The sequence below is a fragment of the Candidatus Arthromitus sp. SFB-mouse-Japan genome (assembly GCF_000270205.1).
Classification (GTDB): Bacteria; Bacillota; Clostridia; order Clostridiales; family Clostridiaceae; genus Dwaynesavagella.
In genome coordinates this window covers 1,142,671-1,163,482 of record NC_015913.1, presented here as the reverse complement: position 1 = coordinate 1,163,482, position 20,812 = coordinate 1,142,671, and the positions used below count along the sequence as shown (strand labels likewise).

At 28.8% G+C, this 20,812-nt stretch carries 15 protein-coding genes; 9 read left to right on the top strand and 6 right to left on the bottom strand.

The window, feature by feature from the left end; translation table 11 throughout:
- Positions 1–144 precede the first annotated feature (144 nt).
- The 7 genes from SFBM_RS05570 (at position 145) to SFBM_RS05540 (ending at position 13,844) form a co-directional block, all read left to right on the top strand.
- Positions 145–2,175 carry a triple tyrosine motif-containing protein gene (locus SFBM_RS05570; RefSeq protein WP_014018009.1) on the top strand — a complete coding sequence of 677 codons (2,031 nt, stop codon included), beginning with the start codon at positions 145–147 and terminating at the stop codon, positions 2,173–2,175.
- A 68-nt stretch (positions 2,176–2,243) separates the two neighbouring features.
- The gene (locus SFBM_RS05565) at positions 2,244–2,888 is read left to right on the top strand and encodes a lytic transglycosylase domain-containing protein (RefSeq protein WP_005805682.1); all 645 of its coding nucleotides are present in this window, start codon (positions 2,244–2,246) and stop codon (positions 2,886–2,888) included.
- 94 nt (positions 2,889–2,982) lie between these two features.
- Positions 2,983–3,699, top strand: a complete 717-nt coding sequence (locus SFBM_RS05560; RefSeq protein WP_005805684.1) for a pseudouridine synthase — start codon at positions 2,983–2,985, stop codon at positions 3,697–3,699.
- Positions 3,700–3,711: 12 nt separating this feature from the next.
- Complete coding sequence (locus SFBM_RS05555) at positions 3,712–5,907, top strand: ATP-dependent helicase (RefSeq protein WP_005805686.1); 2,196 nt, start codon at positions 3,712–3,714, stop codon at positions 5,905–5,907.
- Between the two features lie 17 nt (positions 5,908–5,924).
- A complete protein-coding gene (gene ligA, locus SFBM_RS05550) occupies positions 5,925–7,904 on the top strand; it encodes an NAD-dependent DNA ligase LigA (protein ID WP_014018008.1) in 1,980 nt (659 codons plus the stop codon).
- Between the two features lie 53 nt (positions 7,905–7,957).
- The gene (locus SFBM_RS05545) at positions 7,958–9,415 is read left to right on the top strand and encodes an ABC transporter substrate-binding protein (protein ID WP_005805690.1); all 1,458 of its coding nucleotides are present in this window, start codon (positions 7,958–7,960) and stop codon (positions 9,413–9,415) included.
- A 130-nt stretch (positions 9,416–9,545) separates the two neighbouring features.
- Complete coding sequence (locus SFBM_RS05540; RefSeq protein ID WP_007440116.1) at positions 9,546–13,844, top strand: DUF4214 domain-containing protein; 4,299 nt, start codon at positions 9,546–9,548, stop codon at positions 13,842–13,844.
- Positions 13,845–13,933: 89 nt separating this feature from the next.
- Here SFBM_RS05540 and SFBM_RS05535 read toward each other — a convergent pair whose 3' ends face one another.
- The 6 genes from SFBM_RS05535 to SFBM_RS05510 all read right to left on the bottom strand — a co-directional run bounded on the left by SFBM_RS05535 (position 13,934) and on the right by SFBM_RS05510 (position 18,096).
- Entirely contained in the window at positions 13,934–14,515 is a 582-nt protein-coding gene (locus SFBM_RS05535; protein ID WP_005805694.1) for a hypothetical protein, read from the bottom strand.
- 81 nt (positions 14,516–14,596) lie between these two features.
- The gene (locus tag SFBM_RS05530) at positions 14,597–15,121 is read right to left on the bottom strand and encodes a hypothetical protein (protein ID WP_005805696.1); all 525 of its coding nucleotides are present in this window, start codon (positions 15,119–15,121) and stop codon (positions 14,597–14,599) included.
- A gap of 180 nt (positions 15,122–15,301) precedes the next feature.
- Positions 15,302–15,826, bottom strand: coding sequence for a hypothetical protein (locus tag SFBM_RS05525; RefSeq protein WP_005805696.1), 525 nt, complete (start codon positions 15,824–15,826; stop codon positions 15,302–15,304).
- A gap of 179 nt (positions 15,827–16,005) precedes the next feature.
- Positions 16,006–16,386 carry a hypothetical protein gene (locus tag SFBM_RS05520; RefSeq protein ID WP_005805699.1) on the bottom strand — a complete coding sequence of 127 codons (381 nt, stop codon included), beginning with the start codon at positions 16,384–16,386 and terminating at the stop codon, positions 16,006–16,008.
- A 51-nt stretch (positions 16,387–16,437) separates the two neighbouring features.
- Positions 16,438–17,367 (bottom strand): hypothetical protein, encoded by a 930-nt coding sequence (locus tag SFBM_RS05515; RefSeq protein WP_014018007.1) that lies wholly within the window; start codon positions 17,365–17,367, stop codon positions 16,438–16,440.
- Between the two features lie 186 nt (positions 17,368–17,553).
- Positions 17,554–18,096 carry an NADH peroxidase gene (locus SFBM_RS05510; protein WP_005805703.1) on the bottom strand — a complete coding sequence of 181 codons (543 nt, stop codon included), beginning with the start codon at positions 18,094–18,096 and terminating at the stop codon, positions 17,554–17,556.
- A 237-nt stretch (positions 18,097–18,333) separates the two neighbouring features.
- On the opposite strand from SFBM_RS05510, the gene SFBM_RS05505 reads away from it, so the two are divergent.
- Both SFBM_RS05505 and SFBM_RS05500 read left to right on the top strand, forming a co-directional pair.
- Positions 18,334–19,416 (top strand): DUF4214 domain-containing protein, encoded by a 1,083-nt coding sequence (locus tag SFBM_RS05505; RefSeq protein ID WP_014018006.1) that lies wholly within the window; start codon positions 18,334–18,336, stop codon positions 19,414–19,416.
- Between the two features lie 153 nt (positions 19,417–19,569).
- Positions 19,570–20,811, top strand: coding sequence for a M16 family metallopeptidase (locus tag SFBM_RS05500; protein WP_014018005.1), 1,242 nt, complete (start codon positions 19,570–19,572; stop codon positions 20,809–20,811).
- Position 20,812: the final 1 nt, after the last annotated feature.

Below are 20,812 nucleotides of genomic sequence, written 5' to 3'. Positions count from 1 at the left end.
GTTTTTAGTTGAATACATAATATTAAATAAAGTATAATTGACTTAAATATATTATAGTTTTAGTAAAATAAATTTGAAAATTTTAAGAAATACGAAATATATGATGGTTATATTTATGCTTACGTGCTGCAAGGGGGATAAACTGTGAATGAATTATTGATAGATTTTAGCTTAGCGTCTCCACAAGATAAGAATGTGTCAATAAATATAAAGGTTTCGGGATTAGATGAGGAATTAGTATACAGGTTTTGTGTGGGAATTAATGGTGTTTGGTATACTATACAGGATTTTTCTACGAAACAAGAGGCCGTGTGGATTCCTTCAGAGTATGGAAATTATATAGTTATGGTTCAGGCTAAAAATATTTCAAGTAAGAAAGCATTTGATTATATAGCTAGAGAAAATTATATAATTGGTAAAGATTTTGAAGATGAAAAAATAATAAAATCACTACATTTGGATAAAGATATTTATTCAGTTGGTGAACAATTAGTTTTGAGTGTTGACTCGTCATACTCACCAAGTCTTTATAAATTTTGGATAAATGGTCAATATGGATGGGAATTATTAAAAGAATATACACATGATGATAAGCTTATTTTGACTCTGAATGAGGTAGGAGAAAAAGAGATACTTGTGCAGTGTAGGAAGCAGGATTCTGAAAATAATTTTGATGATTTTGCAACTGTAAAGTTTTATGTTAATGATGTCGGTAAGATTGAGATACAGTCTTTGAAAAGTTTAAGCAAGGAACTTATTTCGGGTGAAGAACTAATCTTTCAGTGTGATGTAAGTAATGAAGAGAATAAAACTGTTTTATACAAATTTTTAGTGGTTAATGAAGAAGGTAAAGCAGAAGTAGTACAGGATTATTCCACTAAAAGTATAGTTTCATTTATTGAAAATGGGTACGGTAAGTTTAGATTGCTTGTGCTTGTAAAGGATCTTTACTCCATAAATAATTACGATGATAGGGCAATTATTATATATGATGTTAAACCCTATAATGAGATAAAAATAATAGAACTATCTGCTAATTTAAGTTCTCCACACTATACAGGGCATCCTATAACTTTTAATATTCAGGTTGAAGGTGGAAAGAATTTATTGTACAAGTATGTAATAAATGGGCCAAGCAGTGATGATGAACCTTTTATTGAAGAAAGTGGTTATTTAAGAGAAAATTTTTATCAATGGGTACCAAAAATTTCGGGTAATTACAATGTTAAGGTTTATGTAAGAGATGAAAGTACACCACAAGGTTATGATGTGTATACTGAAATGAATTTTGAGGTATTGCCATACATTTCTCAAGTAGTGAAAATTTTGGATGTACAAATAGATTCGTATAATAAGCACGTGAAGAATAAACCTATAGGTATTATTGTTAAAGCTGAGGGCGGGTTGAAATTACAATATAGTTTTATAATTACAAAAGAGAATAGAGAAGTTGGATATATAGAGTATAGTGATAAAAACTTTTTGACTTTTATGCCCCAAGAGCAAGGGTATTATGAGCTTGAAATAAGGGTTAAGGATATGTTCTCAGTTCAGGAGTATGATGTATCTACAATACTTCACTTTAAGGTATGGGATTATTATCCTGCGAAGATAGATTATATTCTCTATAAAAATCAGGAGTGCTACGTTGTAGGAGAACCGATAATATTTAATGTAATCGCTCAGAATACTAAACAAACTTTATTTAAATATGTTTTGTCTATTGATGATCAAGTAATAGTTGAAACTCAATTTAAAGATGATATATCTTTTGATTATGTTCCTACAGTTAAAGGAAAGTATACGCTTTCTGTTATGGCTAAAAATAAAAGTTCAAAGTTAGAGTACGATACATTAAAAGAAGCTCGTATATATGTTCAGGATTCATTTCCAATTACTAATACAAAAATTATTTGTGAGGCCAAAGATGATTATTTACTTGTCAATAATTCTATATTCTTTGTTGTAAATACAAAGGGTGGACGTGATATTGGATATGAATTTTATTTAATGGAACAAGGCATGTGGAGGAGAGTACAGACCTATAGTAGGAAGAATACTTATAGTTTTATTCCGTTTAAAGAAGGTCAATATAAGTTACTTGTTCTCACAAAGAGTGAGTATAAGAATTGCAACTATGAAGATTATGATATATATGAATTTAATGTAACTTAAAAATAAATGAATAAATTCTTCCTAAATGACTAAACTAATATAAATTATTTAGGAGGAATTTTCTATATATGGGTGCGAAGAGCATTGAAGTAGCTTGTGCCGTGGGACTTTTAATATCACAAGTGGCTTTTAATAATGTACATAATACTTCAGCATCAGATATGACTTATAATAGTGTTGTAGTTGAGGCAAATGATGAGGTGAGCCAATCTTATTTATCAAAAAAATTTTATAGGGTTAATATAACTAAGAATTTTGAATGTGTTGAGATTGATTGTGATTCATATCAGGAGAATGATAAAAACACGATATATAATGAGGTAGATAGTGCGATAATGATAGCTTCTAAGAAATATGGTGTTGATGATAAACTTATAAGATCTCTTATTAAGCAAGAATCAAATTTTAATCCCAGATGCGTTTCACATGCTGGGGCTATCGGACTTATGCAAATTATGCCAAATACTATAAAAAAATTTAATGTTCAAGATCCGTATGATATTTATGAGAATATTGATGCAGGTACTAAGCATTTAAAAGGAATGATAGAGAGGTATAGTGGGGATATAGTTAGAGCAGTTGCAGCCTATAATTGTGGTGGAAATGCTCTAGATAAAAGTGGATTTAGGTCTTTGGAAGATGTTTCTATGCTTCCTAAGGAAACTCGTATACATGTTACAAATATTATTCACTATTATAATAATGGTTTTTAAAGTAGCCTTATAAAGGCTACTTTTAATTTTTTATTAAAAATTTACTTCTGTTGTAGTAAAATATTCTCTAGAAATAAATAGGAGTAATGGATTTATGAAGAGATTAGATAATTTTCTTGTTAATAATGGTTATGGCAGTAGGAAAGAAGTTAAAAAGTTGATACATCAAAATAGTGTTAGTGTTAATGGAGAAATTGTAAATAAGCCATCTGTACATATTGATGTAGATAATGATAAGGTTTGTGTGCTAGGTGAAGAGGTTTTGTATAAAGAGTTTGTTTATTTGATGATGAATAAACCTTCTGGATTTGTTTCAGCAGTTTACGATAAATTTGATAGGACAGTTTTGGAAATTATAGATGAAAGAGATAAGATTCTAGATCCTTATCCAATAGGAAGACTCGATAAGGATACAGTTGGACTTTTAATTATTTCAAATGATGGAGATATGTGTCATAGGGTTTTATCTCCTAAACGTCATGTTGAAAAGAAATATTTTGTAAGGGTAAATGGATGTTTAAACGATTCATTTGTTGGAATATTTAGTGATGGTATAGTTTTAGAAGATGGTATAAAGTGTAAATCATCGAAGTTAAAAATACTTAAAGTTTATGAGGGTGAGTCAGAGTGTGAACTTATTTTGATTGAGGGTAAGTTTCATCAAATTAAGAGGATGTTTGGAGTTTTTGGATTCATGGTTACATATTTGAAGAGAATAGAGTTTGGTGGAATAAGGCTTGATGAAAATTTAAAAGAAGGAGAGTATAGGCATTTAACGATTGAAGAGATTAATCTATTAAAAATGGTTTAGGAGAGTAGAGTTATGGAGTTAAGGGAGTTATTAAATGAGGAGCAATATAGTGCTGTTACAACTATAGATGGGCCATTACTTATTTTAGCCGGTGCAGGTTCAGGTAAGACTAGAACAATTACATATAGAATTGCTCATATGGTAAAAAATTTAGGAATTAATAGTTATCAAATACTTGCTATCACTTTTACAAATAAGGCAGCAAAGGAAATGAAGGACAGAGTTAGATCATTGATTGGTGAAATTTCTGATAATATGTGGATATCAACTTTTCATTCTTTGTGTGTTCGTATTTTAAGAAGAGAAATTGATAAGCTTGGTTATACAAGTTCATTTACTATTTATGATTTTTCAGATCAAAAAACTCTTGTTAAACAGTGTATGGATATTCTTAAGATTAATCAGGAGAATATTGAACCATCAGAAGTTTTGAGAAGGATTTCTAATTACAAAAATCAATTTATAAAACCAATTGAAGCTATTTCTAATACAGATAATTACAGAGAGAAATTAATTGCACAAATTTATGAAATTTATGAGAAAAAATTATTCGAAAATAATTCATTAGATTTTGATAATTTGATTTTTAAAACGATTGAATTATTTGAAAGGTTTCCCGAAATTCTGAGTTTTTATCAGTCCAAATTTAAATATATTATGGTTGACGAGTATCAGGATACAAATTATGCTCAATATTATTTAGTTAAGATGCTTGCAGATATGAATAAGAATATTTGTGTTGTTGGGGATGATGATCAATGTATTTATCAGTGGAGGGGTGCAGATATAAATAATATCTTGGATTTTGAAAAAGATTACAAGAATACTAAGATAATTAAGCTTGAAAAAAACTATAGATCGAAGTCAAATATATTAGATGCTGCGAATAAAGTAATTTTAAATAATATTAAAAGGAAGAAGAAAATTTTAAAGGCGACAAATAACGAGGGAGAGAAGATTAAATTATTTAAAGCAAGTAGTGCAGAAGAAGAAGCTTTATTTGTTATTAATGAAATTTTTAGGATTATTAATTCAAGAGGATATGAATATCGTGATTTTGGAATTTTGTATAGAACAAATTCACAATCAAGAATGTTTGAAGAAATATGTGTTAAGAATCAAATACCCTATAAGCTTGTAGGAGTTATGCGTTTTTATGAAAGAAAAGAAATTAAAGATGTAATTGCGTACATAAAAACAATAGTTAATCCTAGTGATGAGATAAGTCTTAGGAGAATTATAAATGAACCGAAAAGAGGTATTGGTGATACAACTTTGTCCAAATTATTAGAATATGCTGAGAGAAATGGTATTAGTTTGTTTGATTCAATGGTTGCATGTGCTGATATTGAAACTATTAGCCTTAGAACACAAGATATTATAAAGAATTTTGCTAAATCTATTGAAGAAATTAGAAAATATATTGATTTAAATCCGTCGGAATTTATTCGTTTAATGCTTGATAAAATTGGTTACATTGATGCTTTGAAGAAGTCGAAAGATTCTGATATAGATACTCGTTTTGAAAATATTCAGGAGTTTATAAATGCTTCTGTAAATTTTGAACAATTGAATATTGGAAGTAATATTGAAGATTTTCTTGAGAATATTTCACTTGTTAGTGAAACCGATAAATATGATGAAAAATCCTCTTCAATTACGCTTATGACGATTCACTCATCAAAAGGATTAGAGTTTCCCGTTGTGTTTATGGTTGGTATGGAAAATGGAATTTTTCCAAGTAATAAGTGTTTTGATGAAATTGATGAGATGGAGGAATCAAGAAGACTCTGTTATGTTGGTATAACGAGAGCTAAAGATATACTTTATTTTACATATGCGAATATGAGAATGGTTTATGGTGAAACTGGATTTAGAACTAAATCTAAATTTTTAGGAGAAGTTCCGAGTGATTTGATGTTGAATATTAATTTTAAAGGTGAAGAGATTACTCTTTCTCAGTCTATGCCATCAAGAAGTTTTGGGAAATTTAGTTATAATCCACTTGATAATGATATTTCAAAAAAATGTAATGATGTCTCAAAAGATGATGTTAAGATAGGGATGAAAATTAAACATAAAAATTTTGGATTGGGTATGGTTGTCAAGGTTGAAGATGATCCAGAAAGTCCAAAAGTTATAGTTGCTTTCGATAATAATGGAATTAAGAAACTTGCATTAAATAATGCACCGATTGAATTTGTTTAGGATTGGGAGAGGAGATTTTGAAAAATAAAATAGAGAGGATACATGAACTTGTTTTATATTTAAATGAAAGTTCCTATGCGTACTATGTGCTTGATGATCCTAAAATTGAGGATAGTGAATATGATAAGCTCTATGATGAACTCAGAGAACTTGAAAATGAAACTAAGTATATTTTAAAAAATTCTCCCACGCAAAGAGTAGGAGATGTTGTTCTAGATAAATTTGAAAAGTCAGTACATAAAGCAAAAATGTGGAGTCTTGATAAGGTTACATCATTTGAAAGTTTGGAGCTTTGGCACAATAAGAACCTTAAGGCATCAAATGAAAATAATTTGGGGAGTCCTTCTTATATAGTTGTACAAAAATTTGATGGGGTAAGTATAAATCTTATTTATGAAAATGGAGAATTTATAAAGGCGTCTACGAGAGGAAATGGTGAAATCGGAGAAAATGTAACTGAACAAGCGAAAACTATAAAAAGTATTCCATTATCAATAAATGATATGGGGTCTTTTGAGATTCGTGGAGAAGTTATTATGACAAAAGAAGAGTTTGAAAAATACAATAGGGTTGCTAATATACCTCTTAAGAATTTAAGAAATGGTGCATCAGGAGCTTTGAGGAATTTAGACGTTAATGAAACAAAGAAAAGGAAATTAGATACATTTATTTATGATGTTGCTTATTATGATGAGGGGAAATTTTCTACATATTTTGAGATACTAAACTTTTTAAAGGACAATAAGTTTAAGCATCCTGAATTTAAATTATGTAAGACTCTTGATGAGGTAAAGGAAGAAATAAAAAGGATTGAGTCTTTGAAGGATAATCTAAATTATGATATTGATGGTGTTGTAGTTTCCGTAAATGAATTGGATCTTCGAAGTATACTTGGATATACAGTTAAGCATCCGAAATTTTCTATAGCGTACAAGTTTGAGGCTGAAGAGGTTATGACTAAGCTTATTGGAGTTGAATGGAATGTTGGACGTAGTGGGAGGGTTTCGCCCACTGCCATACTTGAGCCTACTGATGTTTCTGGAATCACAATAAAGCGTGCAACCTTGAATAATATAGATGATATTGTAAGGAAAAATGTAAAACTTAATTGTGATGTATTAATAAGAAGATCAAATGATGTTATTCCAGAGATTATTAAAGGATTAGGCAGAGAAGGTTTGGAGGAAATAGAAATACCAACGATTTGTCCGTCTTGTAAATCTCCTCTTAGTCGTGATGGAGTTCATCTTTATTGTACGAATACTATTTCTTGTAGACCTCAAATTGTTAAATCTATTGTTCATTTTGCCTCAAGAGATGCAATGAATATTGAAGGATTTAGTGAGAAACTTGCTGATCAATTTTATGAGAAATTGTGTGTTAAAAGAATTTCAAATCTTTATGAAATAACATTTGATGATCTATTGACTCTTGATAAAGTTAAAGAGAAGAAAGCAAATAATATTTTAAGATCGATTGAGAAGAGTAAGGAATGTAATTTATATAATTTTATTTATGCACTTGGGATTAAAAATGTTGGGCTTAAAACTTCAAAAGATATAGTTAAGGAATATAAGACACTTGATAGAATAATGAGTGTAACAAGAGAAGAGCTAGATAAAATATATGGAATTGGTGATGTTATTTTGGATGACATATTTAAATTTTTAAATAATGAGGGAGTTAGAGAAGAAATTAGAAGGCTAATTGAGCTTGGAGTTAAATTTAAATATGAGGAAGAAGTTGAAGTTCAAGATAATTTATTTAATGGGAAAATAGTTGTTGTTACAGGAACGATTAAAAATTTATCTAGAAAAGATATTAAAGAACTTTTGGAGAAATTAGGTGCGAGAATTTCAGAATCTGTTAGTAAGAAAACTGATTATGTAATTTTTGGTGAGAATGCGGGAAGTAAATTATCTAAAGCAAAATCATTAAATTTAAATATGATTTCTGAAGATGAATTTAATGAGATCATTGAAAAAATAGGAATATAAAATTTGAAATATGGAATTATCCTTATATATCTTAAAGTTTTAGTGGGTGTTTTATGAGGATAATAAAAGTAATTTTGTTAATAGTTTTTTTGATTTTTAATTTAGCGTTTAATGTTTTTCAGAAGAAAGATTTAATATTAGATAAGACAGGTTTATCTATTGGAGTTGTTAATCTTCCTGAAAATTTAGTATATCTATCTGATAATAATTATGTGAGTAATGTTATGCTTGGGAATTTATTTGAGGGGCTTGTGAATCTTACACCCGATGGGGATATTTCATCTGGACTTGCAGAGAGATATACAATTTCTAGTGATGGACTTGAGTATAGATTTTATATAAGAAATGATGCTTATATGAGTACGGGTAAGCAAATAACATCACAGGATTTTTTGAATTTCTTTAAGGATATTTTAGATAAGGATAAAGATAAATTTTATTATGATGAATTAAAATTTATTGTTGGCGTGGATGAATACTATAAAGGTGAAATACTTTTTGAGCATGTTGGAATTGAGTCTTTAAAAGATAATGTTCTTGTTATTAAGCTTAAACAGATGGATGAATTATTTTTGAAAAATTTAACAAAGGATAAATTTTCTTTGAGGGAAAATTTTAAATATTTGTATAATTATAAAGATTTCTATGAGTACATATCTTATTCAGGTGCGTATAAGATATCCTCTGTTAAGAATGATCATAATGGGAATTTAAAAATAGTCTTAAGTCCGAATGAATATTATTATTTAAATAATTACAAGACATCGGATGGAAAATTGTATTCTATTTCAAGAGATAAAGATGTAGTAATTGAAGCGTTTCCAACTCGAGAGTTTGCACTTGAATCTTATAAATCTGGTAAACTGAATTTTGTACTTGATACGGCGTACAATTCTATTTCTGATTATTTTGATTCTGACCAAATTTATTATGTACATAATGAGGATTCTAAAATGATTTTTGATTTGGATAAATATATAAGTGATGAAAGTATAGCAGAGGTATCAAAAAATATTGAAGATGAGCAAAAAGATGAAGATGGCAATGTAATTAAAAATGAGGAAGAGAAGATTGAAAAAGGAAATTTCTTGAATTTTATAGTTGATGTTAAGGATATAAGACACATAAATGGAATTAATGGAGATAGTTTAAATAAATATAAATTTAATGTTGAGTATTTGAGGAAGGAACTTGAGAAATATAATTTTGAAGAGAAGACGACTTTAAAAATAGTTACGTATTCTGATGATAATTATATAGAGCTTGCTAGGAGTTTGAAAAACTTTTTGTATGAGGAGTTTAATTTGTCAAGCAATGTTATTGCATTTGATGATGAATATATAAAAAATAATTTAACTGAAGATAGCTATGATATTTTAATTTCTAAGGAAGATATCGTATCAGATGTAAAGAGTATAAATTTTGATAAGCCGAATTTGATATTATCAAATATAACTTTGAGCGATAACATTGATGGTAATGGAACAATTGTAATAAATAATATAACATAAAATTAATATTGACAGGGATCTTTAGCCATTTGGTTTAAGGATCTCTTTTTTGTTAATATGAATAAATTATTAAAAAATTTTTAAAACTAATATCTATGGTTTTAATAAATTCGGTGGGGGGTTAATTTGGGTGAATAATTTATTTAAGACAACAATGAAATTTATGATATATTTTGGATTGTTCGTTTTTTTATTTATGATGTCCTGTTTTAATTTAAGTGTTAAACTGAGTTATGCATCAGATAATATAGGTGTTCCTATTTACATAGTTAATGGTGGAAATTTTTTGCAAATTGTATCGGGTAATGATAGATATGAAATAGATAATGTGAGTTTGAAAAATTTGATCTCTGGAGATGAGGTTAAAATTAATAAAATTGATAAACAATTTTTTATATATGATGAATTGCAAAATAATGTTGGGTACGAATTAAAAGTTTCACTAATTGATATATCATCACATGAAATAACTAGTCAAATATCGAAGTTTAAATATTTGGAAAATAGTTTTGGAGTTCATGATATTGGAATTAATTCTTGCGATGTTATATTTAGGTATGATAGAAAGAATTTAATTTTTATAGATGGAATTGAAATTTATGGTAAAAGATTGGAAAATGATGAGAAAGGAAAATTTGATTTTCATATTAAGAAATCAAATAAGGAAATAAACAATCTTCGAAATATTTTTAAATTCAAAGATATTTCATTACACCCAGCTACCACATACGATGTTAGATATGTCATTAATTTAAAGGATAATGTTAGTTTAGTATTTGATAAGGTTATAAGGAGCAAAGATTTTGATATCTCAAATATGAGTTCAATGATGATTAACAACAATTTGATTGAAGTAAAATGGGATACTACATCAAATGATTTTAAATTTATTGATAATGATTCAATTAATATTTATATTAAGGGAAAAAATGATATAAATTATTCGATTATCCCCGATGTTAAGATAACTGATGAGGAAGCTAAATTAAGTTTGGTCGAATTGAAAGAATTATCTGAGCTATACGATATAAAGCTCTTGTATATGTTCGGAGGAAGAACAATTGAGAGAGAAATAAGACAGATTAATGATTTTTTTACTTTATATACAGATGTAAGCGTAATTAATTTGAAAGATTTATTGATCCAATTTAGTTTTATAAATGATGTAAATTTTAAATTTGAAGATAAGCTAAATATTTATATTGAAGAGCAGAATGATAAATTGTCTAGGAAAAAAGTTTTTTCTAAGGATTTAATGAATTTTTCAAAAATAGATAAATATGTGTTTGAGTACAAAGATTTGAAAGCAAATACAAAATACAATATTGATTATGAAATTGAATATTCAGATGGGAGATCTTTGGCGATTAAAAGTGAAAGTTTTATGACTCTTCCATTTAGTATAAAGGATATTTATGTTGAACCTATAGTGGATAGTGATAATAATGTAAATGTGAAATTTACATGGGAATTGATAGCACCTAATTTTAATTTCAGAAATGATGATTCTTTTAAGATTTTTATCAAGGAAAAAGAGAGTTCAGAATATCCAAATGAGCCACAATTTTATGCAAATAGAGATTTAAATAAGTTAAGATCATGTATTTTGACTTTAGGAAGAGATATAAGTAAGGAATATGATTTCAAATTTGTCTATTACATTGATGGCAGAGAATATGTAAGTTATAGTGATTTGACTAATAATTCATTTGTTAGATACCAATTGATTAAAGAAGGTGAATCAGATAGTGCAAGTGATAATTCGCAAGAAGATTCAACAGATTCAGAGGGTGGAGAAGGCAGTGGATCAAATACTAGCACTAGTGATACAGTGAAAATTTCAATTAAAGATAAGAAAGTAAATGAAGTTATATTTCAATTGGAATATTCAGAAAATTTTAAGTTTGAAGAAGGAGACAGTATAAGGTTATTTAAGAAACTTAGGAATGGAACTAGTAAGACTTTTTCTACTGATCCAGATAAAGAATATATTCATAGTAATAGTGGAGATAATCCAGTTAATTTGTTGAGTTTAAACGAGGTAATTATTGGGTACTTGGTTCCAGATAAAGAATATGATTTTAAAATTGAGTTTAAGACAAAGAATGAGCTAAAAGATAAAGATACTATTTCATCTGAAGGAGAAGATGGTGGAACTGGTACTGAAGGATCTGGCGAAGGTGATACAGGTTCATCTGAGGGAGGAGATAATGGAACTGGTACTGGAGGAGAAGATAATAGTGAATCAGGTAGTGGTAATGGATCTGGTGAAACTGTTGAAGGTAGCGGAGATGGTGAGACATCAGAAGATGTAGATAGTGGAGATTCATCTGAGGAAGAAGAAGGAACAGAAGAAACACAAAATTTAGTTACAAGGAATATTAAGACGAGAGAGAGTTCTACAAATGGAGATGGAATAAAAACTTTGGAAAAGAAATTTGAAAATCAAAAGACTAACCAATTTACTATAGATGAATTTAAAACAACAGCGATTAGACCTAATAGTGCTAGTTTTGAATGGAAAGTATCTGAAGAATTTATAAACTTTGATGAAAAAGATAAAGTTGAGATTTATATTAAGAGAAAAATTATCAATGGATATCCTGCTGGGTCTTCTTTTTCAAGAATTGGATCTGAAGTTAGTGGTGTGTTGAAAGGTGAAGGAATTGTAACTTATATGGATATGGATTATACAGCTAAACTTGTTTATACAATAAGTAATGTAAAATTTGAAAAGACTTTGGAGTTTAAAACAATTTCTGCAAATTCGTCTCTAAATATAGGTGATGTAACTGAGTATTATGCTATTGTAGATATTCATCATCCAAAAGATTATATATTTTCTGATGGGGATTCATTGGAAATATATACTAAACATAAAAGTGAAAAAAATTATCCTAAAGAGCCTAATATAATAACATATCATGATGGAGGGAATAAATTAGAAGACCTGACTAAATTTAATATACTTCCGATTTTACCGGATATAGAGTATGATGTTCTTCTTACTTATAAGACGAAAGCGAATGATATTGCAGATACAACTATAGATTTTAGATCAAAAAAATTGGAAATTAAGAATTGTAGGATAGATTCTAGGAATGGAAATACTTTAAGAATAAAGAGTGATCTTGTTAATGATATGGAAGTAATTAAGTATTTAGAAACATATGTAGATGTGTTTTATAAACTTCCAGAACACAAACAATATAGTGATAAAATTATTGCAAGTGCTTCTAGCTATGATATTTTTGATTTTGAATGTAAAATTCCAGATTATACAGAAGATTACGACTTGTTGATTTCTTATAATCCTCATGGATATTTTAATGAAGTTTATTTTATAGATTTTGAATTAGAGTATCGAGGTATTAAAGCTACCGTTGAGGAGGGTGAAAAAGAAGAAGAAGGGGTAAAAAAGAGTACATTTGATCTTAAATGGTCTTATGGATTAGACACGAAATTTTCAGAAGGCGATAAATTAAATATTTATTTAAAAGGAACTAAAAAGCCAGAAGATAGTGAGGATAATACAGAGGAAACAGATAAGAAAAAAGAATCTAATACTACAACTAGTAGCGAGTATGTAAAAATTCATACTATTGAAACGGATATAATATCGGTTACAAGTTTTAATTTAGATAATTTTGTAAGTGAAAATATGGATTATAGCGTTATGATAGAGCCTGTTAGTGAGAAATTTACAATAGGAGGAGGAAAGACAAAATTCTCTGTAGATAAAATTGTTCATACCAAACCAGTAGAAGAAACTATCTTTGAACATCCTGTTGAAATTGAAGAGTTTAATGGTAAAGGCAATCAATTCGCATTTTCTGTTCCAGATTTGGGGGATATTAGTTTGACAAAAGAGATGAATATATCATGTGATATCGAAGGAATATCTGCTCAAATTGATGATAATGGAAATATTGGAGTTATGGGACTTGTACCAGGGAAAGAATATCCTTCAATAGAAATTAAGATTATAATAGAAACCGGAAAAGAAATTACATTTAATATACAAAATATAACTTTAGAGGCAGAAAATCCTAGGCAAGCATTCTTATATAATGTTTATGGAAGAGCATTTTTAAGAGATCCAGACGAGGTTGGTTATGATTATTGGATTAATCGATTAAATACCCATGATATTGGGGCAAGGGATTTTCTAATTAATTTACTATTTGCTGAAAAGGAGTTTTCAGAACTTGAATATACAACAGAAAAATTAATTGAGATACTTTATTCTATAGTTGTGGATAGAGATCCAGATGCAGAAGGATTAAATTTCTGGATAAACTTCTACAACAATGAGGCACTTAATAATGCAAATGGTGATGTATTTAATGCAAAGAAATATATTGTAGATAGAATGATTAATGAAGAAGAGTTTATGAAGATGGTAGTTGGAATGGGATTAAAATATTAATTTTTTGGAGAGGGTTAATTTCCTCTCCATTTTATTTTTTTGCAAAAAAATAAACAGCAAGTTAAAATCTTGCTGTTTCTAAAGAGTTATTATTTTGTAGATACTCTAACAACAATTTTATTTTGTGAAGTACTATCTGTTGATGTAGTAGATCTATTTTGTTCAACGAGTGCTCTTGATTTTTGTTTTTTCTCATTTATACTTCTATATGATTTACTTGTGTTTGTAGTTGGTCTTTTAGATGTTGTAGTCTCTTCAGTTGTTTCTTCATTATCTATGTCTACTTCTTCGCTTTCAACATTAGAATTTGACATAACTTTAGCTTGGCTCTTTCTTCTTTCAGTAGAGCTATCTCCCCTACCTCTTCTTGTTGTTTTTGTAGATTCTTGTTTTTCTTCTGATGAGTTTGTTCTTGAGTTTCTTGTATTTTCATTTGTTCCACTATTCTCTTGTTTTACAGTAGTTTTAGCATTTGAAGTTGGTCTTTTAGATGTAGAAGTTGAGCTAGATTGACTTTTAGTTGATCTAGTTTGAGAAGGTCTTCTAGTAGTCGCGTGAGCTTCTTCAGCTCCTCCGGCCATATTAGCACCGATACCAGCAACAACACCAAGAGCAGCACCAAGAGCTACAGCTTTTTTAGCAATATCTTTTTTGTTTTTCTGCTTAGACATTTAGTACACCTCCATGTTAATTCCAAAATTCCATTTAATTATGTTAAAAGGACACTTCGCAGTGTCCTTGTTATATTAAAATTATTTTCTAGCAGTTGAAACACTAACAACAACTTTATTTGTTTTTTCAGTGCCTGAAGACCTTGACGCCATATCTTTATTTTGTTGAGCTTTAGATTTAGATTTTTTAGCACTTACAGATGAGTGAGATGTAGTCTTTTTAGTTTCCTCTTTTTTGTTAGTTGTTGTATTTCTTCCAGAAGTTCTACCGCCACTTGTATTAGTTTCATTTTCATTTACTGTAGTTTTAGCATCAGCTACCTTACCAGAAACTTTTCTGTTTCCAGCACTTCTAGCACTTCTAGAAGTACCTGATGAAGTTGTAGAAGAAGCATTAGAAGCTGGTCTTTTAGTTGAAGTAGTTGTGTTTTGCTCAGCATTAGTTGTAGAAGAAGTTGATTGAGAAGGTCTTCTAGCAGCGTGAGCCTCTTCAGCCCCTCCAGCCATAGTAGCACCGATACCAGCAACAACACCAAGAGCAGCACCAAGAGCTACAGCTTTTTTAGCAACCTCTTTTTTATTATTTTTTTTGTTTGAATTACTCATTTGAAAATACCTCCTTGTTTTTAGAAAACATCCTATAAAAATTTTAAGTTGTAAGCTTTACAATCATATATTTCGTTGAAAATGTGGGAAGATTTATATTTTATTAACAAAAAATTTTAAAAGGTATTTGCAAAAAATAAGATAGGGGAGACCTTAGAGAGGTATCCCCTTATATTAAAATTATTTTCTAGCAGTTGAAACACTAACAACAACTTTATTTGTTTTTTCAGTGCCTGAAGACCTTGACGCCATATCTTTATTTTGTTGAGCTTTAGATTTAGATTTTTTAGCACTTACAGATGAGTGAGATGTAGTCTTTTTAGTTTCCTCTTTTTTGTTAGTTGTTGTATTTCTTCCAGAAGTTCTACCGCCACTTGTATTAGTTTCATTTTCATTTACTGTAGTTTTAGCATCAGCTACCTTACCAGAAACTTTTCTGTTTCCAGCACTTCTAGCACTTCTAGAAGTACCTGATGAAGTTGTAGAAGAAGCATTAGAAGCTGGTCTTTTAGTTGAAGTAGTTGTGTTTTGCTCAGCATTAGTTGTAGAAGAAGTTGATTGAGAAGGTCTTCTAGCAGCGTGAGCCTCTTCAGCCCCTCCAGCCATAGTAGCACCGATACCAGCAACAACACCAAGAGCAGCACCAAGAGCTACAGCTTTTTTAGCAACCTCTTTTTTATTATTTTTTTTGTTTGAATTACTCATTTGAAAATACCTCCTTGTTTTTAGAAAACATCCTATAAAAATTTTAAGTTGTAAGCTTTACAATCATATATTTCGTTGAAAATGTGGGAAGATTTATATTTTATTAACAAAAAATTTTAAAAGGTATTGACAAAAAATAAGATAGGGGAGACCTTAGAGAGGTATCCCCTTATATAAAACTATTTTCTAGCAGTTGAAACACTAACAGGAATAACTTTTGGAGTTCTATTTGAAGTTCTATTTGAACTTTTATTTTCTAATCCATTATCTTTTGTATCTTTAGTGACTGTATTTTCAGGAATAAAATCCTTTGTAATATGTTGGTCTTTATATTCATCAAGATTTGCTTTATCTGCATTTGTATAAGGTCTCTTAGTGTGCGAGAATTTTTTATCTGAATTTATTCTAGATTCTTTATTTGATTTAGTATTACGATTTCTAGCTTCAGCTTCTTTAATATTTAAATTTGTTCCGATTGTTGCGACTACTCCGAGTGCAGTACCAATAGCTACAGCTTTTTTAGTAAGTTCTTTGTGATCATTTTTTTTAGAATTATTCATAACAATTACACCTCTTTTCGTATTGAAGGAGAATTATTAAACTAGATTTTATTATGCTTTTGTATCTGTATATTGATTTCCTAATCCAGAGTTAATTACTTTATTTGTATTTGTTGGAGTCTGTGGTGTTGGTACAACAGTAGGACCTTTAGTACCGTTAGATCCTGAGGATTGTCCTCCAGCACTGTTTGTAGCACTAATTATACCTGCGATAATACCAGCGATTGCTCCAGCTCCAGCTACAGCAGCTACACCGATTCCTACTTTTTTAGCAGTTGACATTCCTGTATTTGGATTATTTGTGTTTTGATTTTGTGTTACATCTTCGTATTCTCCAATAGGTAATTTAACAGCACCATTAGAAGAAGTATTACTAGAAGTACTACTAGATGAAGGTCTTTTTACCAGTGTAGTGTTACCACTATTTGGTGTTTCTGTAGTGTTATTATTTGGTAATTTTAGGGATCCTGATGTTGATCCATTAGTAGCAGGTAATTTTAAACTACCAGTAGCTCCTGTCGAGCTATTAGAATTATTTTTTGTACTGGATGAAGTTGTACCACTAGTAGGTTTTTTAACTGAAGATGTACTTCCTATTGAAGGATTTTTAAGAGAATCTAAATAAGGTTTAGCAAATGGATTATGCCATTGTTGATTGAATTTTGCAAATCCACGGCTAGTAGTATTAATACCACCAGTAACTTTTGTAGTAGCGTTAGCAACAGCACCACTCTTTGCAGCTACAACTTTAGCTCCTGTATTTCCAGTAGACCCCATATTTCCAGGCTGTATAACTTTTTGAACAGATGATCCAAACCATCTAATAGTTCCTCCTTTAGTCATTAGAGATTTAACTTCTTTAAAGTTACTTAATCCTAAAGTTAACGCTATAGTAGATAAAGAAGCAAGTGATATTGCTTTATAAGATTTGTCTCTATAATTTTTTTGTTTTTTATCATTATTATTTTTTGAATTTTTCATATTGATTTCTCCCATAAAAGTAGTGAATTCCAAATAATTTAAACTCGAGATATATGGATTTATATCGAAATAGAATTTTAAAACTTAATATACAGATTTCATAAAATTTATAAATGAAGTATTAAATGGAAGATACCAAAAAAATAAAAAAACCCATTGATTTAATCAATGAGTTCTCAAATAAAACTATGCTTTAAAATATCTTTCAAGAAGCCCTTTAAATGCCCTTCCGTGTCTAGCTTCATCTTTACACATTTCATGAACTGTATCATGAATAGCATCTAAATTTAATTGTTTAGCTAATGTAGCTAAATCTTTCTTACCTTGACAAGCTCCATACTCAGCAGCAACCCTTTTCTCTAAGTTAATCTTAGTAGAGTTATCAACAACTTCTCCTAAAAGTTCAGCAAATTTAGAAGCGTGCTCAGCTTCTTCAATAGCTATTCTTTTATAAGCTTCAGCAACTTCTGGATAACCTTCTCTATCAGCTTGTCTTGACATTGCTAAGTACATACCAACTTCTGTACACTCAGCTTCAAAATTCATTTTTAATCCTTCAACAATTCTAGGATCAACACCTTTAGCAACACCAATTACATGATCATCAGCCCAATTCATATCACCAGTTTGTTCGTTAAATTTATCAGCTGGTGCTTTACATATAGGACAAACTTCAGGAACAGACCCCTCAGCTATATATCCACAAACAGTACAAACAAATTTCTTCATTATAAAACCCTCCAAAATGTAAAAATTAATTATCAATTAACAACTCAATTATCAATTAACAATTATTATTATATCGGAAAGATTATTGAATTTCAAGATAATATTTTAAAATAATAAATTAATTTTAAAGTAATTATAAGTTTTATGAGCAATACTTAATTTGTAAAGTATTTATAGAAAAATTGTCACGAATGTTATATAATTGTAATCAAACAATGAGTAAATGGAGGGAATTTGTTGTCTAAATGTAAACATAAAGTATTTACCTTATTTATTGCTATGTTTTTAGTACTATCTATTTTCACCGTAAGACCAAATGCGAACACCATTGATAGTAACAGTATTACCGTTAAGACTAAATTTTTGGGAGAATTATCTGGTAAGAATAGATTTATATTTAGTGTGGATGTTGAAAAGAATATCAATGGAGTTATTAAAGAGTTCTTCATTGAAATTGATAATAAGATTGTTCCTGTAAGTACATATCAGATTTCTGAAAACAAATACATTATAATTGTTAACCAAAATACAAAATCTTATAACATAAATAATGTAAAATTGGGTGTAAATGTTATTGTGAATAGATCTCAGGAAAGTATAAAGGGAATAGCAAGTTTAACTGCTAAGAATGAGAAATTTAGAGCTGCAAAAGTGGTTGGAGATCCAAGACTTTTGTATTACAACCAAAATCAAATAGTTTTAGCAGTTGAAATAGATGATCCTTGGGATATGCTTAAAAGTGTACAAGCCATGCTTGTGTATCCAGAATTAAGGAGTAATTTCAATACTACCTTTGAAGTGAAATATATTTTAGTATCTGGAGAGCTTAAACAATATGCATACATATATCTTGAAGGATTTCCATCAAATAATCCACTTAAAATTACTTTGAATTTGTTATTCCAGAAGAGTTTAAATGATGGATCTATTAATAAAGTAACTAAAATATTTTTACATAATTTTCAGAAGAAAAATATTGTAGAGAATCTTGTACAAAATATTTATACAACTTTATTAGGAAGAAAGCCGTCAAGTGCAGAACTTAAAAATAATACTCAGGAATTAATAGATAAAACATTATCAGTTAGCACTTTGATCATAAAAATCATACATAGTAATGAGTTCCAAAACAAACAAATATCTGATCAAGATTTTGTTACTAAGGTTTATAAGGTTATATTGGATCGTGATCCTGATGATGATGGAAAAAATTATTGGGTTGGTGAAGTTAAAAAAACGTCACGTGATGCTGTTTTGAAACAAATGTTAACATGTGATGAATACTTAAGATTGATGCAAGAAATAGGTTTGAAAGTTTAGAATTTGACTATGATTTAATTAATTTTAGATCATAGTTTTTTTATATCGTAAAGTTAAATAAAAATTCACATATTAAAAAGTTATAAATTTATAGCCTATGAACTGGAAAATTTTTACAAAACATTGTATTATTATCTAATGTTAGGAGAAAGTATGGAAAATTTAAAAATTAATTTTAAAGAATTTATTTTAGATAATGGATTTAAAATTCTTGTTTTAAATAAGCAATGTAAATTTTTTAATTTTAATCTTGGAATTAAAATTGGAAGTGCATATGAAACGGACAATGAAAGAGGATTTAGTCATTTTATTGAACATATGTTATTTAGATCAAATTGTAAATTTAAAGACTATGAAGTAAACAATATTATTGAATTTTTGGGTGGGGATTATGATGCATTTACTGATTATGGTTCAACTGTAGTATCTATAAATGGATTGGATGATGATTTAGAAAAATGTATAGAATTAATTTCATCCATGGTTATGAGTCCTAAATTTGATAGTGAAGAGATGGACATTGAGAGAGATATAATAATTTCGGAATTAGATTCATGTTATGCAAATTATGAGGAGTTTAGTTTTTTAAAGCTAAATGAACAAGCTTTTGAAAAATCTCATATAAGGTATGACATAGCAGGTGATAGAAAATTATTGGAAAGTGTAACTACTGATGATTTAATTAAATTTTATAATAAATATTATGTTCCGAATAATGCGTATGCGGTTGTTATTAGCTCATACAGTGAAGAGTACATAGTTAGTTTATTAAAAAAATATTTTAACTCCTGGCAAAGAAAACATATTTCACATAAAAAATTGATTGAAGAGGTAAATATTTCCAAGACTATAGTTAGTGAAAAGAGCGATTTAGAAATAAGTACTGTTACATATTTGTTTGTGTTTAAAGATTTACAACAAGGCGAGAAAATACTTTTAAAATTAGCAGAGTATAAACTTGGAGGAGGCTCAAATTCTATATTATTTAAGAAAGTAAGAGATGAAGAAGGGCTGGCTTATGATATTTATACACAATTAGAAATTAGTGACGAATTTAAGGGGATGTATATTTTTTGTACGACTGGTAAGGAGAACATAGATAGAGCTAGGAAAATTATAGATGAATGTATATTAGAAATAAAGAATTGCAGTTATAATTTTGATTATTATAATTTAAATTTGATGAAAAAGCTACAATTGATAGCTATATATTCAATTCTTGAAGATAATAGAAAACTTGGATTGTATTTAATAGATAAACTACTTTATGATAAAAATATTGAATCATATATGGAAGATTTGGAAAAAATAGGGAATATTAATAAGCGACAAATAATGGAAGTTTGCAAAAAGTATTTTAATAATCCAACAGTTCATATTCTTAAAGGAAAATAGT

Excerpts from the sequence above, each read along its gene's own strand:
- SFBM_RS05565 (WP_005805682.1), top strand. The coding sequence starts at position 2,244 with ATGGGTGCGAAGAGCATTGAAGTAGCTTGTGCCGTGGGACTTTTAATA.
- SFBM_RS05560 (WP_005805684.1), top strand. The coding sequence starts at position 2,983 with ATGAAGAGATTAGATAATTTTCTTGTTAATAATGGTTATGGCAGTAGG.
- SFBM_RS05555 (WP_005805686.1), top strand. The coding sequence starts at position 3,712 with ATGGAGTTAAGGGAGTTATTAAATGAGGAGCAATATAGTGCTGTTACA.
- SFBM_RS05545 (WP_005805690.1), top strand. The coding sequence starts at position 7,958 with ATGAGGATAATAAAAGTAATTTTGTTAATAGTTTTTTTGATTTTTAAT.
- SFBM_RS05535 (WP_005805694.1), bottom strand. The coding sequence starts at position 14,515 with ATGTCTAAGCAGAAAAACAAAAAAGATATTGCTAAAAAAGCTGTAGCT.
- SFBM_RS05530 (WP_005805696.1), bottom strand. The coding sequence starts at position 15,121 with ATGAGTAATTCAAACAAAAAAAATAATAAAAAAGAGGTTGCTAAAAAA.
- SFBM_RS05525 (WP_005805696.1), bottom strand. The coding sequence starts at position 15,826 with ATGAGTAATTCAAACAAAAAAAATAATAAAAAAGAGGTTGCTAAAAAA.
- SFBM_RS05520 (WP_005805699.1), bottom strand. The coding sequence starts at position 16,386 with ATGAATAATTCTAAAAAAAATGATCACAAAGAACTTACTAAAAAAGCT.
- SFBM_RS05515 (WP_014018007.1), bottom strand. The coding sequence starts at position 17,367 with ATGAAAAATTCAAAAAATAATAATGATAAAAAACAAAAAAATTATAGA.
- SFBM_RS05510 (WP_005805703.1), bottom strand. The coding sequence starts at position 18,096 with ATGAAGAAATTTGTTTGTACTGTTTGTGGATATATAGCTGAGGGGTCT.
- SFBM_RS05500 (WP_014018005.1), top strand. The coding sequence starts at position 19,570 with ATGGAAAATTTAAAAATTAATTTTAAAGAATTTATTTTAGATAATGGA.